Raw genomic sequence first — 13,303 nt, forward strand, 5'->3', positions numbered from 1 at the left:
CTGCCAAAAACGTCGATTTACGCACAAGAATCCTTACGTTCGTGAGGATTTTTGTGCCAACCCAGCTGACGCGAAAGCTGCGTCAATCAGAATAAAACCAAGAAAAAAGGGTCTCCGCGATGGAGACCCTTTCTAAATTTGGCGCGCCCGGCAGGATTCGAACCCACGACCCCTTGGTTCGTAGCCAAGTACTCTATCCAACTGAGCTACGGGCGCTGATAAAGAGGCGAAATTATAACTGATATTTTTAGCTTGTCCAGCCGCTATTTAGCGCGCCGCTTTTTACCCTCGATATCCGGCAGCAAAAACGCCACTATCCCCAGCAACGGCAGATACGCGCAGACCTCATAGACGTAGGTAATGTTGGTCGCATCCGCCAATTTGCCTAATGCGGCGGCACCCAGCCCGCCCATCCCGAACGCGAATCCGAAAAACAATCCAGCGATCATTCCCACCTTGCCCGGGACCAGTTCCTGGGCATACACCACGATGGCGGAGAACGCGGAGGCCAGGATCACACCGATGATCACGACGAGCACGCCCGTCCAGAACAGGTTGGCATACGGCAACATCAACGTGAATGGCGCCACGCCCAGGATGGATACCCAGATCACAATCTTGCGGCCGACGCGATCGCCCACTGGCCCGCCAGCCACGGTACCGAATGCCACGGCGGCCAGGAATAAGAACAAATACAACTGCGCAGTCCGCACGGGCATATCGAACTTGTCCATCAAATAGAACGTGAAATAGCTGTTCAGGCTGGCCATGTAGAAGTATTTGGAAAAAATCAGCAGGCCCAGCACCCCCAACGCCCCCAGCACCTGATTACGCGTCAACGTCGTGCCGCCACTGGCCGCCTTTGCCTTGGGCTTGAGCAGCGCCCGGTTCGCGCCGTACCAACGCCCTATTCCCACCAGCACGATCATGCCGAACAACGCGGCGAGCGAAAACCACGCGACGCTGGTCTGGCCGTGAGGGATGATGACCAGCGCGGCCAATAAAGGACCCAGCGCCGACCCCACATTGCCGCCGACTTGAAACAAGGACTGCGCCAGACCATGCCGCCCACCCGACGCCATGCGCGCCACGCGGGATGATTCCGGATGAAATATCGATGAGCCCGTTCCGACCAAGGCTGCGGCGACCAACAGATAGGGTAGCGACGGCGCATAAGCCAACAGCAGCAACCCCACCAGCGTAAATCCCATACCGATCGGCAGAGAATACGTCGTCGGCCGTTTATCGGTGTACAAGCCAATGCCAGGCTGCAGCAACGACGCCGCGATCTGATAGGTCAGCGTGATCAAGCCGATTTCCGAAAAACTCAGATTGAATGAGTCTTTCAACATGGGATAGATGGCCAACAGGATCGATTGGATCATGTCGTTCATCATGTGGGCCACGCTGATCGCACCCAGGACCTTGAACGAAGTCGACGATGGCGCCACCGGCGCAGCGCAGGCCTGGGATGCAGCAGGTCCCGCAGAGGCCTGCTCGGCATGGCCCGTCGTGGCTGCATTGAAAGCAGGCTCGACCAAGCCCGCGCCCGCTGGGGCAGACATAACGGAGGCGGAACCAGAATTGGCTGTGGATGAAGAAGTCATAGATATCAATCAGCAAATCGCGTAAGAAATCAGAGCCCGAACGGCAGTTCGCCGGGAAGTAAGGGCCGGACAACCAATCGTCCCCCACCCGAAACGCGGGGACGATTACCGCAAACAAACAGTGTATAAAGTCCCTAACACGCAAACATGCCAACTTTCATCGCGAAAGTGACAGAGTCATCATCATGCCCTCACGCTCCATTCCACCGCTGGACCCGACCCGTAGCCGCAATGCAGACGACTACCAACATGTGCCGCGCCTCATCACCGCCATGGCCAAGTCCTTTATGTCCAACGCGACCACCGGACCACACAGCCACCCGCGCGGCCAGCTGGTATATGCGATCGATGGCGCGATGCGCGTGAGCACGCCGGATGGCTTCTGGACTTTGCCGCCGCTGCGCGCGCTGTGGGTACCCCCGGGCATCATCCACGGCATCGAGATGGTGGGCACGGTACAGATGCGCACCTTGTATGTGCGCGCCGATGCCGCCGAAGCCCTATCGAAACACTGTCAGGTCATCGAAGTCTCGGGCCTGTTGCGGGAATTGATCCTGGCCTTGGCGGCCGAGCCCATTGAATACGAGCTGGACGGCCGGGGCGGCCAGATTGCCGCGTTATTGCTGACGGAATTGCAGGCCGCACCGGCGATTCCTATCCAGATCCCCTGGCCTAAAGACCGGCGTCTGCAGACTGTCTGCCGTGCCATTCTGGCTCAGCCGGCCCTGAACCGCACGATAGACGATTGGGGCGACGAGGTCGGCGCCAGCGGCCGTACCCTCATCCGGCTGTTTCAGGCGGAACTGGGACTGAATTATCGGCAATGGGTGCAGCAGGTACGGCTGGCCGATGCCTTGCATCGTCTGTCGCTCGGCCAGCCTGTCACGCGCGTGGCCGCCGAACTCGGCTATCACAGCCCCAGCGCGTTCAGCGCCATGTTCCGACGGGCGCTGGGCGCACCACCGCAAGCCTATCTGCGCGAAGCCTGACCGCACTATTCGCGATTGCTAGCTGGGCGGCCTGCGGATCGTCAATTTCCCGCATATTGATATATCTAGATTTACAGATTTATAATTCGACAAAACCCGATATACTAAATCCATACGACATGGACATTGATCTCATCATCAAAGCGCTGGCCAATCCGGTGCGCCGCGAAATTCTGCAGTGGCTCAAAACGCCCGAAAAGCATTTCTCCACCCAGGAACATCCCCTGGACATCGGGGTATGTGCGGGTCAATTCGAGCGCTGTGGGCTGTCTCAATCCACCATGTCCACGCATCTGGCTGTGTTGCAGCGCGCCGACCTGGTCACTACGCGCCGCATCGGCCAGTGGATTTTCTACAAACGCAACGAGGACACGATCTCGGCCTTTCTACGTGAACTTGGCCAAGACCTTTAGGGCCCTCGCCCCTATCGACGTACCACTTCCCTCACCCGCCACTCATTACACGACCCGAATCATGCCTACCCTTTTCGACCCCATCGCCGCAGGCGACCTGCAACTGTCCAACCGCATCGTCATGGCGCCTCTCACCCGCAACCGCGCGCCAGGCGCCGTCCCGACCGCCGACATGGTGACGTATTACACGCAGCGCGCGACCGCGGGCCTCATCATCACCGAAGCCACTGCGATCACCCATCAGGGCCAGGGCTACGCGCAGGTCCCGGGCCTGTACTCGGCCGAACAGCTTGCAGGCTGGAAGCGCGTCACGGATTCCGTCCATCAAGCGGGCGGCAAAATCGTTGTGCAGTTGTGGCACGTGGGCCGTATTTCGCACAACGTGCTGCAGCCGAACCACGGCGCGCCCGTCGCCCCCTCGGCCGTGCAAGCCAAATCCAAGACCTATCTGGTGCACGATGACGGCACGGGCGAATTCGTCCCCACCTCTGAACCGCGCGCCCTGGAACTGAGTGAGCTGCCGGGCATTGTCGAAGATTACCGCCGTGCCGCTCGCGCGGCGATCGAGGCAGGCTTTGACGGTGTGGAAATCCATGCCGCCAACGGCTATCTGCTGGATCAATTCCTGCGCAGCGGCAGCAACCTGCGTACCGACGAATACGGCGGCAGCATCGAAAACCGCGCTCGCTTGCTGAGCGAGGTCGTCCAGGCGATCACCGAGGAAATCGGCGCCGGCCGCACCGGCATCCGTATTTCTCCCGTTACGCCCGCCAACGATGCCAGCGATCCCAACCCGCAGCCCTTGTTCGAGCATGTCGCACGCATCCTGGCAGGCTACAAATTGGCCTACGTGCACGTCATTGAGGGCGCCACGGGCGGCGATCGTCATTTCCAACAAGGCGACACTCCGTTCGATTACGCAGCCCTGCGGCAAACGTATGAAAAGGCCGGCGGTCAAGCCGCCTGGATGGCCAATAATGGTTACGACGGCAAGCTCGCAGAAGACGTTGTCGAATCCGGACAGGCCGACCTGATTGCCTTTGGCAAGCCGTTCATCGCCAATCCCGATCTGGTACGCCGTCTGCGCGAAGGCGCAGCGTTGAATACGCCGGACAACACGACGTTTTATGGCGGCGGCGTCAAAGGCTATCTCGACTACCCCGTGTTGGCCTGACCCTGACCGGAAAACACAGGATCAGTGCGCCATATCGATTTGATGGCCCGGAGCTGGCTGGCACATGGCCAGCTCCGCACTGCGCTACCCGAGCGTGTCAAACGACCTGAGTATCCACCATACCTGGTACACCAAGGTCAGCACCACCAGACCCGCGTGATAGCGGGGACTCTTCACGACAATTGCCAGCAGGCAGGCAATGACAAAAATCGGCGTACGTATCATGTACTCGTTGCCGAACCGGGCAAAATGCGCCTCCCCTTTTAGCAGGGTATCAACCACATCGAATACATAGGTCGCGGCCAGCAATCCAAAAAACCAGGCCCGGCGCGCATAGAAAAAATCCCTGTAACTCTCGTAGCCGTGCATCGAATCGGGAAACAACAACGCACTCAGCAGAAACAAAGCGATGGCGTAGCCGATGATGAAGAGGTATTTGTCGAACGTCCAGTGCGACACCTCGTACAGGCCGAACTCCCACCACCAGAAATGAACCAGCATCAGCAGGACTGACGCTACCCACGCCAGATGAATCGCATACAGCCTGTATTGCGTGGGATGCTGGACAATGCGCGCGACGCCGGACAACAAACGCGTCACACCTAGACCAATCACCATCCCCATCACAATGCGGATGTGCGGATAGATATCGTGTACCGAATAGACCTGCGTCTCCACCTTTCTGGCGCTCCTCACGAGTGGCGAATCTTGTCCATCACGTATCGCCGGGGTTAATCAAACCCTCTTTATACATGTAAGAGTTTGTCGAGAGCCGACATGTCGCGAGATCGAGCGTTTACGATATCCACCTCGGTTCGATCAGACCGAACACTCGCCTCACAACGACCCTCGCCTCACTCATGACAGGAGCTCGCCCTGTCTCATTCAAGGAGCAGACGATGAAGTACGTGGAAGGTTTTCTATTGGCAGTCCCCGCCGCCAACAAAGAGTCCTATCTGAAACATGCTGCCGACGCCGCCCCGCTTTTCAAGGAGTTCGGAGTCACGCGTATGGTGGAATGTTGGGGAGACGATATCCCTGATGGCAAACTCACCGACTTTCGCAAAGCCGTCATGGCCAAAGACGACGAAGTCGTCGTGTTTTCGTGGTTCGAATATCCGTCTAAAGAAGTGCGCGATGCGGCCAATGAAAAAATAATGAGCGACCCGCGCATGAAAAACATGGGCGAAACAATGCCGTTCGACGGCAAGCGTATGATTTTCGGCGGATTTGTCCCCATACTGGATGTCTGAAACGACGGGGCTGACACAAGTAGGGTTGGCGCAACACGGTTGCAACACCAAGCGCAGATTCTGCACAATGAAAAAAGGGTCTCCGCAATGGAGACCCTTTTAAATTTGGCGCGCCCGGCAGGATTCGAACCCACGACCCCTTGGTTCGTAGCCAAGTACTCTATCCAACTGAGCTACGGGCGCTGCAAGAAAAAGACTATAGCACGTTTTTTGATGATTGCGCAACACGCAACACCACGGTCACAACGCTGTGCGCAGCCAGTCCATGAACACGCTCGCCTCCGGGCTGAGCGCTCGCCCTTGGGCCGGCAAAGCCATCAATGGTTCCGGAAAGGTCACAAACCCGTACGGAGCGACCAGTGCCGCTTCTTCCAGTTCCTGGCGCACCAACCGCTGCTCGACCAGGGCCACCCCCAAACGCGACACCGCCGCCTCGATACACAGGTGAGTATGGGGAAAGGTGATCTCGCTCGTCAGTTTCAGGTCTCGTCCAGACAATTGGTGCCACTGAGTCCAGGCGCTGGTGGTGAAATCGTGGGCGATACGGACCGTGGGTTTGCGCGCCCCCTTGCGGCCTGGCGCGTGTACGGGGCCGAACGCCACCGGCGCCAGTGGTACCGCTGAGGCCAGATCTGCCTGCGAATAGGCCGAGCCGCTGAGATCCCAGGCAATCAGCAGATCCGCGCCCTCGCTGCGCAGCTCGCGCGCCGAGGTCATGGACAGACGAATGCGTATATCGGGATGCTGACGGTAAAAATCCGCCAGATGCGGCACCAACCAGCGCATGGCGAAGGTCGCGCTGCATGCCACATGCAAGCCGGGATGACGGGCACGGCGCAATAGGCTCTCGTAACCCGTTTCCAGTTGATCGAACAAAGGGCGAATCAAGGCATATAGCTCAGCACCATGGGCGTTCAGGCGCAGACCATTGCCCTGTTTATCAAATAGCGCGATGCCTGCGTGCTCTTGCAACATCCGCAATTGGCGGCTCACTGCGCCGTGCGTGCGATGCAGTTCGTCTGCGGCAGCTGTCACTGAGCCGGTGCGGGCAATGGCCTCAAAAACCTTCAGGGCCGATAAAGGGGGAAGCGATCTCATACGCCCAGTATGTGAGAAAAACTGACGTACCGCAAAGAATAATTCGATATCCTCGCATGCGGTGAATGCGTACGATTTCAGCCATTCCCACTCATCGCTGACGAAAGCCTATCGCTATGAAGCAAGCACTCTGGAATGATGTAGACGATTATTTTGAAGAGATATTGCACCTCAATGACCCAGCCTTGGAGCATGCGCTAAACCGTGCTCGCGACGCCGGACTGCCAGCTCATGATGTGGCGCCAAACCAAGGCCGTTTACTGCAAATTTTTGCACAGATGGTCCAAGCCAGACGCATCCTGGAAGTCGGCACGCTCGGCGGCTACAGCACGATCTGGCTGGCCCGCGCCTTGCCCGCATCGGGCAAGCTGATCTCACTGGAGCGCAATGCGGCCTATGCCGACGTGGCGCGCGCCAATCTGGCCGCCACCGGACTCGCAGACTGCACGGAAATCGTCGTGGGCGATGCACGCGACATTCTGCAGCAGTGGGCGGTTTCGGATATCGAGCCCTTTGACATGATTTTTCTCGATGCCGACAAGGCCGACAATCCGCGCTATCTGGAGCTGGCATTGCACCTGGCCCGCGATGGCACCATCATTGTGGGCGACAACATCGTTCGTGGCGGACGTATCGCAGATCCCGAGGCGATAGAACAGGCCGATGTCCTGGGCGCCCGCCGTTTTCTGGAAACATTGGGCCACGATCTGCGGCTGACATCGACAGCGATCCAGACGGTAGGGATCAAAGGATGGGATGGCTTTTCGCTGGCGCGCGTATCCCGTTAGCAGGCGGCGCACTGTCGTGCGCCACCTGCTGGCCCCGCGCGGCACGAATGATGGTTCCTGCTTCGCACGCTCACGAGCGCACGAACCCCGCGCATCAGCCCTGATGCCCACCTGCAACGTACATTACTTGACCGGTGATGTAGGACGCCTCTGGCGCGGCCATAAAGCAAATAGCGGCAGCCACCTCGTCCGCCGTTCCTACGCGATGCATCGGTGTTCCGGCCAGACAGTCTTCGTACATCTCGCGTGTCCACGCCAGATCCTGATCGGAGGGCTGCTCGGTATTGCGCGGAATGGCCCGCACGCCATTATCCAGGGCTCCCGGTGAAACGCAGTTCACCCGCACGCCGCTGCCGGCCAGCTCCAATGCCATGCATACCGTCGCAGCATGCACGCCACCTTTAGACGCCGAATACGGCACACGGTAAATACCTCGTGTCGCATTGGACCCTACGTTGACGATCGCGCCGCTGCCTTGTTTGCGCATGACAGGCACAACCTCCCGGCAAGACCATAGCGTCGGCCACAACGAGCGGTTGATCTCCCGTTGCATCTGTTCCGGTGTGTATTCCCAGAACGGTTTCATCCAGATGGTGCCGCCGACGTTATGCACTGACACGTCGATACGGCCGTGAGTGTCCAATGCGTACTGCACCATCCGCTGCGCACCCGCATGGGTTTCCAGATCGGCGTCAATGAATGACGCCTGTCCGCCTTGCGCACGAATCTCCTCCACGACCGAGAGGCCTTGCTCGATCGCGCGATCCACGAGGACCAGGGTGGCCCCTTCGGCAGCCAGGCGTTTGGCCGTGGCGCGACCCACTCCCTGAGCCGCACCGGTGACCAGAGCAATCTGTTTTTCAAAACGATTCATAGCGATATTCTCGAACTCAGTGCGCACTCGACAGATTACCGGCGCCAGGCTCGGGCGCTTTGATCTCTACGGCCAGCACTGCCAGCAACGCACCAAGCAGGGGAACTGCCAGCGCCATGAAAAAGCCTGAGGGGCCGAGCAACGTCAGCACGCTGCCGCCAATCGCCGAGCCAATAATGGCGCCCGCGCGACCAATACCGATCGACCAGCCTGTCGCCGTCGCACGCAAAGCCGTAGGATAGGCGCCGATGATGAGATAGTTCAGCGCCAGCTGCTGACCGCCGACACCGAGACCGGCTGCACCCACCAGGATGAAGACCAGCGTCCAATTCGATCCTGCGTAGCCCAGACCCAAGGCGACCGCGATACCCAGAACGAACAACACGATCAGCAGCGAGCGGGTCGACACACGCGGCATCACCGCCGACAACGGAATCGCGCAAATGATGAACACCAGGTTCACGGCAAAAGTGCCCATGGGCGCCTGGTCTGCTGGCAATCCCGCGGCCTTCAGTACGGTGGGCAGCCACGACAGCAACATGAACCAGGCCACCCAGTTCAGCAGATACACCGTCCAGATGGACAGCGTCTTGCGTGCATAGCCGTCCGAGAACAGCGCCTTGACGCTGGCGCGCACCTTGGCGTCCTCCGGCACGGAAAACTTGGTACCGGACGCCACGGGTTGCGTTGTGATTTTCGCCAGGATTCGGCGCACATAATCCTGCCCGGCAGCGTCGCCACGCATGGCCTTGAACTGCAGCGACTCGGGCAATAGCGCTACCAAGGCCACCAGCAAGATCAGCGGCGCGACCCCGCCCACAATGAAAATGCCTTCCCAGCCGATGACGGGCAACATGCGCGCAGCCAGCAGGCCACCCAACATGGCCCCTGCGGGCAACCCCAACAGCACACCGGTAATCACAGTCCCACGCAGCCGGGCCGGCACATACTCGGCCGCCAGCGCCAACACGATAGGTGTACATCCGCCCATACCCAGGCCAGCAATAAAGCGCAAGACCAGAATGTGCCAGGTTTCCGTCGCCGCGGCCGTCAAGAGCGTTGCAATCGCAAAGACGGCGACACCGAGCATGGCGGCAGGCCGGCGGCCGATACGATCGCCGATCAACCCCAGCGACATGGCACCAACCGCCATACCGACAATGCCTGCCGTCAGAATGGGAGCGAGTTCTCCGGACTGCAGATTAAAGGCGGCCAGGATTGCGGGCCCAGTGAATGCCATCGCCTGCGTATCAAACCCATCGAACAAGGCGATGAGAAAACAGAGGATCAGCACGCGCCATTGAAAGGCGCTGACTCGCTCCTGATCTATCAGGGCGGGAATGGAAAGCGTTGCGGCCATGAGTGTCTCCTCGCGCCGTAGGCGCGAGTGTTATGGATGTAATGTGTTGAGGTTGCCGTCAGAAAGGCTTATGCCGTAACGGCTGCGCGCAGGCGATGAACAAGCTGGTTGTCCTTGCCTTGCACGAGGCTGGTCAACGCAAAGTTGAACTCGATTTCCTTGTAGGCGTTGTCTTTCAAGCCCAACGCTGCGCCACCGGTTTTCTCCACGACAGGAGGAATCAGTTCTTCGCGCGTCGCATAGGCAAAGTCGTCCCAAATCAAGGGATCGCCCTCGATATTGAACTGCGTGGTGAGCTTGCGATGGCTATCGGCGCTGACAAAAAAGTGCACGTGCGCGGGACGATTGCCATGCCGGCCGATTTCATCGAGCAGCTGCTGCGTCGCACCTTGCGGCGGACAGCCGTAGCCTACAGGCATCAGAGTGCGGAACTCATACTTGCCGTCGGCGCCGGTTTTGACTGCGCCGCGCAGGTTGAATTCGGTTTGCGCGCCCGTCGGGTCGAAGTGTGAGTAAAAGCCTTTCGAATTGGCATGCCAGCATTCGACGATCGCGCCTGCGAGGGGCTTGCCATCCGTGTCCGTCACCACGCCGCGAATCACAAGCGGACCTGCGTCTTGATCAGGATCGATGTCGATTCTCGACATTCCGTCGCGCACCGGCGCGCCTGCCACGTACAAGGGCCCTTCGATGGTGCGAGGCGTGCCGCCCTCGATACCGGCCAGCTTGTCTGCATGATCCATACGGATATCGAGATACTTTTCCAGGCCCAGACCGGCTGCCAGCAAAGCGGCTTCGCCATCGCGCCCGAGCTGGTTGATATAGTTCACGCCAGCCCAGACTTCATCGGGCGTGATGTCCAGATCATCGATGGCCTTGAACAAATCGCTCAGCAAGCGATGCAGGATCTGCTTGAAACGCGCATTGCCCTCTTGGCCGGCAATATTCGTGGCCGCGGTCAACAGGTCCTGGACTTCTTTGGTGTCGAATACTTCTGCATTCATGATTCTGTCTCTCCAATAAATAATCAGTCAGCGTGAACGGATATCGCTCAGTGCCGAGCGTCAGTGGTCTTGGTCAGCCCCTCACGGGTGAACCGTTTGATCTTCGCTTCATCCAGCTCTATCCCCAAACCAGGACCGCGAGGAACGGTCAACGCGAAATCGCTATAGTCCAAAGGCTGGGTCAAAATTTCTTCGGTAATGAGCAACGGGCCAAACAGCTCAGTGCCCCATTGCAGATGGGCAAAGCTGGCAAATAGATGAGCCGAGGCGATCGTGCTGACCGCGCCTTCGAGCATGGTGCCGCCGTACAGCTCGATGCCGGCCGCGTCCGCAATGGCGGCCACCCGCTGAGCGGCGAACAAGCCGCCGTTCTGCTCGATCTTGATGGCAAAGACATCCGCGCCATGTTGCTTGGCAATCTCGAATGCGCTTTCGGGTCCTTGCAAGACTTCGTCGGCCATCAAAGCAACCGGGAAACGGCGCATCAATCGCGTCATGGCCGCAACGCTGGCGACGGGCTGCTCCACCAGTTCGCAGCCCGCATCGGCCAGCGCCGGAATGGCCCAGGCGGCCTGCGTTTCGCTCCAGGCCATGTTGACGTCCACGCGTACCGCGCCACGATCGCCCAATACCTTTTTGATCTCTGCCACGTGCTTGATGTCGACTTCGGGTGACTTGGCGCCGATCTTCAATTTAAAAATTCGATGGCGGCGCCTGTCGAGCATTTCCTCGGCTTCGGCAATATCGCGCGCGGTGTCGCCAGAGGCCAATGTCCACGCGACGGGCAGACGCTCGCGGCGCCGGCCGCCGAGCAGTTCGCTGACGGGCACACCCAGGCGTTTGCCCTGCGCATCGAGCAAAGCCGTCTCCAATGCGCTCTTGGCAAAGTGATTGACCTTGACCAGCTTGCCCAGATGCGCCATCAACGCCTGAATGGACGAAGCATCCTGGCCTATCATGGCAGGCGCAAAATAGGTATCGATGGACAGTTTCATGGCTTCCGGACTTTCCGGGCCGTAGGCCATACCGGCAATCGTCGTGCCTTCGCCAATGCCCACGACACCATCACTGCAGTAGATTTTCACCAGCATCAGCGTCTGGCCATACATCGTGGCCACCGACAGCTTGTGCGGCCTGATGGTAGGCAGATCCACCAGAGAAGTTTCGACGCGTTCGATTGTTGCTACGGGCATTTTTGAGGCTGTGGAGTTGAATCACAGCCTGCTTTATAAGATCGGCGCAGTTTCAGGTCCAATACTTTATGGATCACTTCCATACCTTAAAGGTATGAAACGTTTCTTTCCAATGTCACCCGACAGACCGCGTCGTCGGCACTCAATCTTCCCCCTGCACGGCGAAGTACTTTGTATGGTGCCCGGCAGGTCCTCCCCCTGCGTCGCATTGAGTAGAATCAATTCACCCGCAGCCCGAGAGCAGAGCAACCCCGCAGCCTTGGCACCGAGGAGCTCCGCTCTCCCCCGACATCGCTCGAATGCCGGTGTTTTCTTGGAGCCTCAGTTGAATATCTCCACACTCGCCCCTGCCGATCCGCCATTGGAAATCTTGCCGCGCGATCTGTCCGCGTATCGCCAAGGCAATATCGGAATCCCTTATGTTCATCGGTTTGAGTCCGGACAGCCTGGCCCTCATGTACTGATCAACGCTATCACCCATGGCAATGAGATCTGTGGCATGGTTGCCGCGACGCATCTGCTGGACAACCATATCCGGCCAAAAATCGGCACACTGACGATCAGCTTTGCACATATCGAGGCCTATGAGGCCTTTGATATCGAAGACCCCTATGCCAACCGGCAATTGGTTCACAATTTGAACCGCATCTGGACGGCCAACATGCTGGATGCCGAGGATGGCAGCCCCGAGGTCCGTCGGGCACGGGAATTGCGGCCCGTCCTGGACGCCGCCGACTTCGTGCTCGATATCCATTCGACGAGTACGCCTGTGCAGCCGTTCTGGGTCTATAACGAGGCCGATCGCAATACGGCATTGGCCTCGGCCGTAGGCGCGCCGATCGTGCATCTGGTGATGTCCCCGGACAAATTCCCCGGGACCCCCGTGATCGGCTACGGTCGCCATGGAGATCCCGCAGCTCAGTATGGCGGTTCGCTGGTGGTCGAATGTGGTCAGCATTTTTCCAGATCCGCGGCTGAATTGGCGACTGACGTTTCGCTCCGATTCCTGGCGCACCTGGGGTTGATCGACCCGCGCCCGGGTATGGACAAACCGCCGATCCCGCAGCGCTATCGATTGCTGGAAACGCATGTCGTGAAGTCGGAGAACTTTAGTTTCACACGCCCAGTCATCGGGTTTGAGACGTTCGACAAAGGCGAATTGATCGCCATGAATGGCTCGGAAGAGATTCGCTCGCCCTGCGATCAGTGCACGATATTCATGCCGACGCGATTACCGATTGTGGGACGGGAGGCGGTCTACCTGACGAAGTCGATTTGAATGCCGATGCTTCGAAGGAGGATGCAATGGATCAGCGCATCAGACACCATGCGATTCCGATAGCCGGGATCAACACCTTCTATCGTGAGGCTGGCGCGCCGGACGCGCCGGCCATTCTGTTGCCGCACGGCTATCCTTGCTCTTCCTTCGTACATGGACGCCCCTGGTTTGCCAAGCCTTCACTTCTTGATGACGCCACGGTAGGGATTGCACCCGTACATTCGGACTTGCTGTGCAACACCCGCTGCACGGTCCCTGATGGGTAATCCGC

14 protein-coding genes, 2 tRNA genes and 1 pseudogene are annotated in these 13,303 nt (G+C 58.9%); 8 read left to right on the forward strand and 9 right to left on the reverse strand.

The features are described 5' to 3' along the window. Positions 1-139: 139 nt before the first annotated feature. Positions 140-216 (reverse strand) — tRNA-Arg (locus CAL20_RS18485). Between the two features lie 47 nt (positions 217-263). After that, positions 264-1,451, reverse strand: a complete 1,188-nt coding sequence (locus tag CAL20_RS18490; RefSeq protein ID WP_256981620.1) for an MFS transporter — start codon at positions 1,449-1,451, stop codon at positions 264-266. Between CAL20_RS18490 and CAL20_RS25795 the strand changes: the two genes are divergently transcribed. The 4 genes from CAL20_RS25795 to CAL20_RS18505 all read left to right on the forward strand — a co-directional run bounded on the left by CAL20_RS25795 (position 1,384) and on the right by CAL20_RS18505 (position 4,183). Beyond that, complete coding sequence (locus CAL20_RS25795) at positions 1,384-1,632, forward strand: hypothetical protein (RefSeq protein WP_256981621.1); 249 nt, start codon at positions 1,384-1,386, stop codon at positions 1,630-1,632. The two genes, CAL20_RS18490 and CAL20_RS25795, sit on opposite strands and share 68 nt — an antisense overlap. A gap of 160 nt (positions 1,633-1,792) precedes the next feature. Beyond that, the gene (locus CAL20_RS18495; RefSeq protein ID WP_094838600.1) at positions 1,793-2,596 is read left to right on the forward strand and encodes an AraC family transcriptional regulator; all 804 of its coding nucleotides are present in this window, start codon (positions 1,793-1,795) and stop codon (positions 2,594-2,596) included. A gap of 119 nt (positions 2,597-2,715) precedes the next feature. Continuing rightward, positions 2,716-3,009: an ArsR/SmtB family transcription factor gene (locus CAL20_RS18500; protein ID WP_094822372.1), complete on the forward strand. Its 294-nt coding sequence runs from the start codon at positions 2,716-2,718 to the stop codon at positions 3,007-3,009. Positions 3,010-3,070: 61 nt separating this feature from the next. Then, positions 3,071-4,183, forward strand: a complete 1,113-nt coding sequence (locus tag CAL20_RS18505; protein WP_094822373.1) for an alkene reductase — start codon at positions 3,071-3,073, stop codon at positions 4,181-4,183. A gap of 84 nt (positions 4,184-4,267) precedes the next feature. On the opposite strand, the gene CAL20_RS18510 is transcribed toward CAL20_RS18505, so the two are convergent. Next, on the reverse strand, positions 4,268-4,861 hold the full coding sequence (locus tag CAL20_RS18510) for a hypothetical protein (protein ID WP_094838601.1): 594 nt from the start codon (positions 4,859-4,861) through the stop codon (positions 4,268-4,270). A gap of 221 nt (positions 4,862-5,082) precedes the next feature. Between CAL20_RS18510 and CAL20_RS18515 the strand changes: the two genes are divergently transcribed. Further along, a complete protein-coding gene (locus tag CAL20_RS18515; protein WP_094822375.1) occupies positions 5,083-5,436 on the forward strand; it encodes a DUF1428 domain-containing protein in 354 nt (117 codons plus the stop codon). Positions 5,437-5,542: 106 nt separating this feature from the next. On the opposite strand, the gene CAL20_RS18520 is transcribed toward CAL20_RS18515, so the two are convergent. After that, positions 5,543-5,619 (reverse strand) — tRNA-Arg (locus CAL20_RS18520). A gap of 57 nt (positions 5,620-5,676) precedes the next feature. Beyond that, the gene (locus CAL20_RS18525) at positions 5,677-6,534 is read right to left on the reverse strand and encodes a LysR substrate-binding domain-containing protein (RefSeq protein WP_094822376.1); all 858 of its coding nucleotides are present in this window, start codon (positions 6,532-6,534) and stop codon (positions 5,677-5,679) included. A 116-nt stretch (positions 6,535-6,650) separates the two neighbouring features. On the opposite strand from CAL20_RS18525, the gene CAL20_RS18530 reads away from it, so the two are divergent. Continuing rightward, positions 6,651-7,322: an O-methyltransferase gene (locus CAL20_RS18530; RefSeq protein WP_094838602.1), complete on the forward strand. Its 672-nt coding sequence runs from the start codon at positions 6,651-6,653 to the stop codon at positions 7,320-7,322. Positions 7,323-7,416: 94 nt separating this feature from the next. On the opposite strand, the gene CAL20_RS18535 is transcribed toward CAL20_RS18530, so the two are convergent. From CAL20_RS18535 to CAL20_RS18550, 4 genes are all read right to left on the reverse strand, one after another. After that, positions 7,417-8,196 (reverse strand): 1,6-dihydroxycyclohexa-2,4-diene-1-carboxylate dehydrogenase, encoded by a 780-nt coding sequence (locus CAL20_RS18535; RefSeq protein WP_094822378.1) that lies wholly within the window; start codon positions 8,194-8,196, stop codon positions 7,417-7,419. Positions 8,197-8,212: 16 nt separating this feature from the next. Continuing rightward, on the reverse strand, positions 8,213-9,556 hold the full coding sequence (locus tag CAL20_RS18540) for an MFS transporter (RefSeq protein WP_094822379.1): 1,344 nt from the start codon (positions 9,554-9,556) through the stop codon (positions 8,213-8,215). A gap of 68 nt (positions 9,557-9,624) precedes the next feature. Continuing rightward, entirely contained in the window at positions 9,625-10,560 is a 936-nt protein-coding gene (catA, locus tag CAL20_RS18545) for a catechol 1,2-dioxygenase (protein ID WP_094822380.1), read from the reverse strand. A gap of 47 nt (positions 10,561-10,607) precedes the next feature. Next, positions 10,608-11,753: a muconate/chloromuconate family cycloisomerase gene (locus CAL20_RS18550; RefSeq protein ID WP_094822381.1), complete on the reverse strand. Its 1,146-nt coding sequence runs from the start codon at positions 11,751-11,753 to the stop codon at positions 10,608-10,610. Positions 11,754-12,078: 325 nt separating this feature from the next. Here CAL20_RS18550 and CAL20_RS18555 point away from each other — a divergent pair, with 325 nt between their 5' ends. Both CAL20_RS18555 and CAL20_RS25900 read left to right on the forward strand, forming a co-directional pair. Beyond that, positions 12,079-13,032: a succinylglutamate desuccinylase/aspartoacylase domain-containing protein gene (locus CAL20_RS18555; RefSeq protein WP_094822382.1), complete on the forward strand. Its 954-nt coding sequence runs from the start codon at positions 12,079-12,081 to the stop codon at positions 13,030-13,032. Between the two features lie 26 nt (positions 13,033-13,058). Beyond that, a pseudogene (locus CAL20_RS25900) lies at positions 13,059-13,181 on the forward strand (alpha/beta fold hydrolase); the annotation flags it as partial. Positions 13,182-13,303 lie beyond the last annotated feature (122 nt).

The sequence above is a fragment of the Bordetella genomosp. 4 genome, from assembly GCF_002261185.1.
Lineage (GTDB): Bacteria > Pseudomonadota > Gammaproteobacteria > Burkholderiales > Burkholderiaceae_B > Bordetella_A.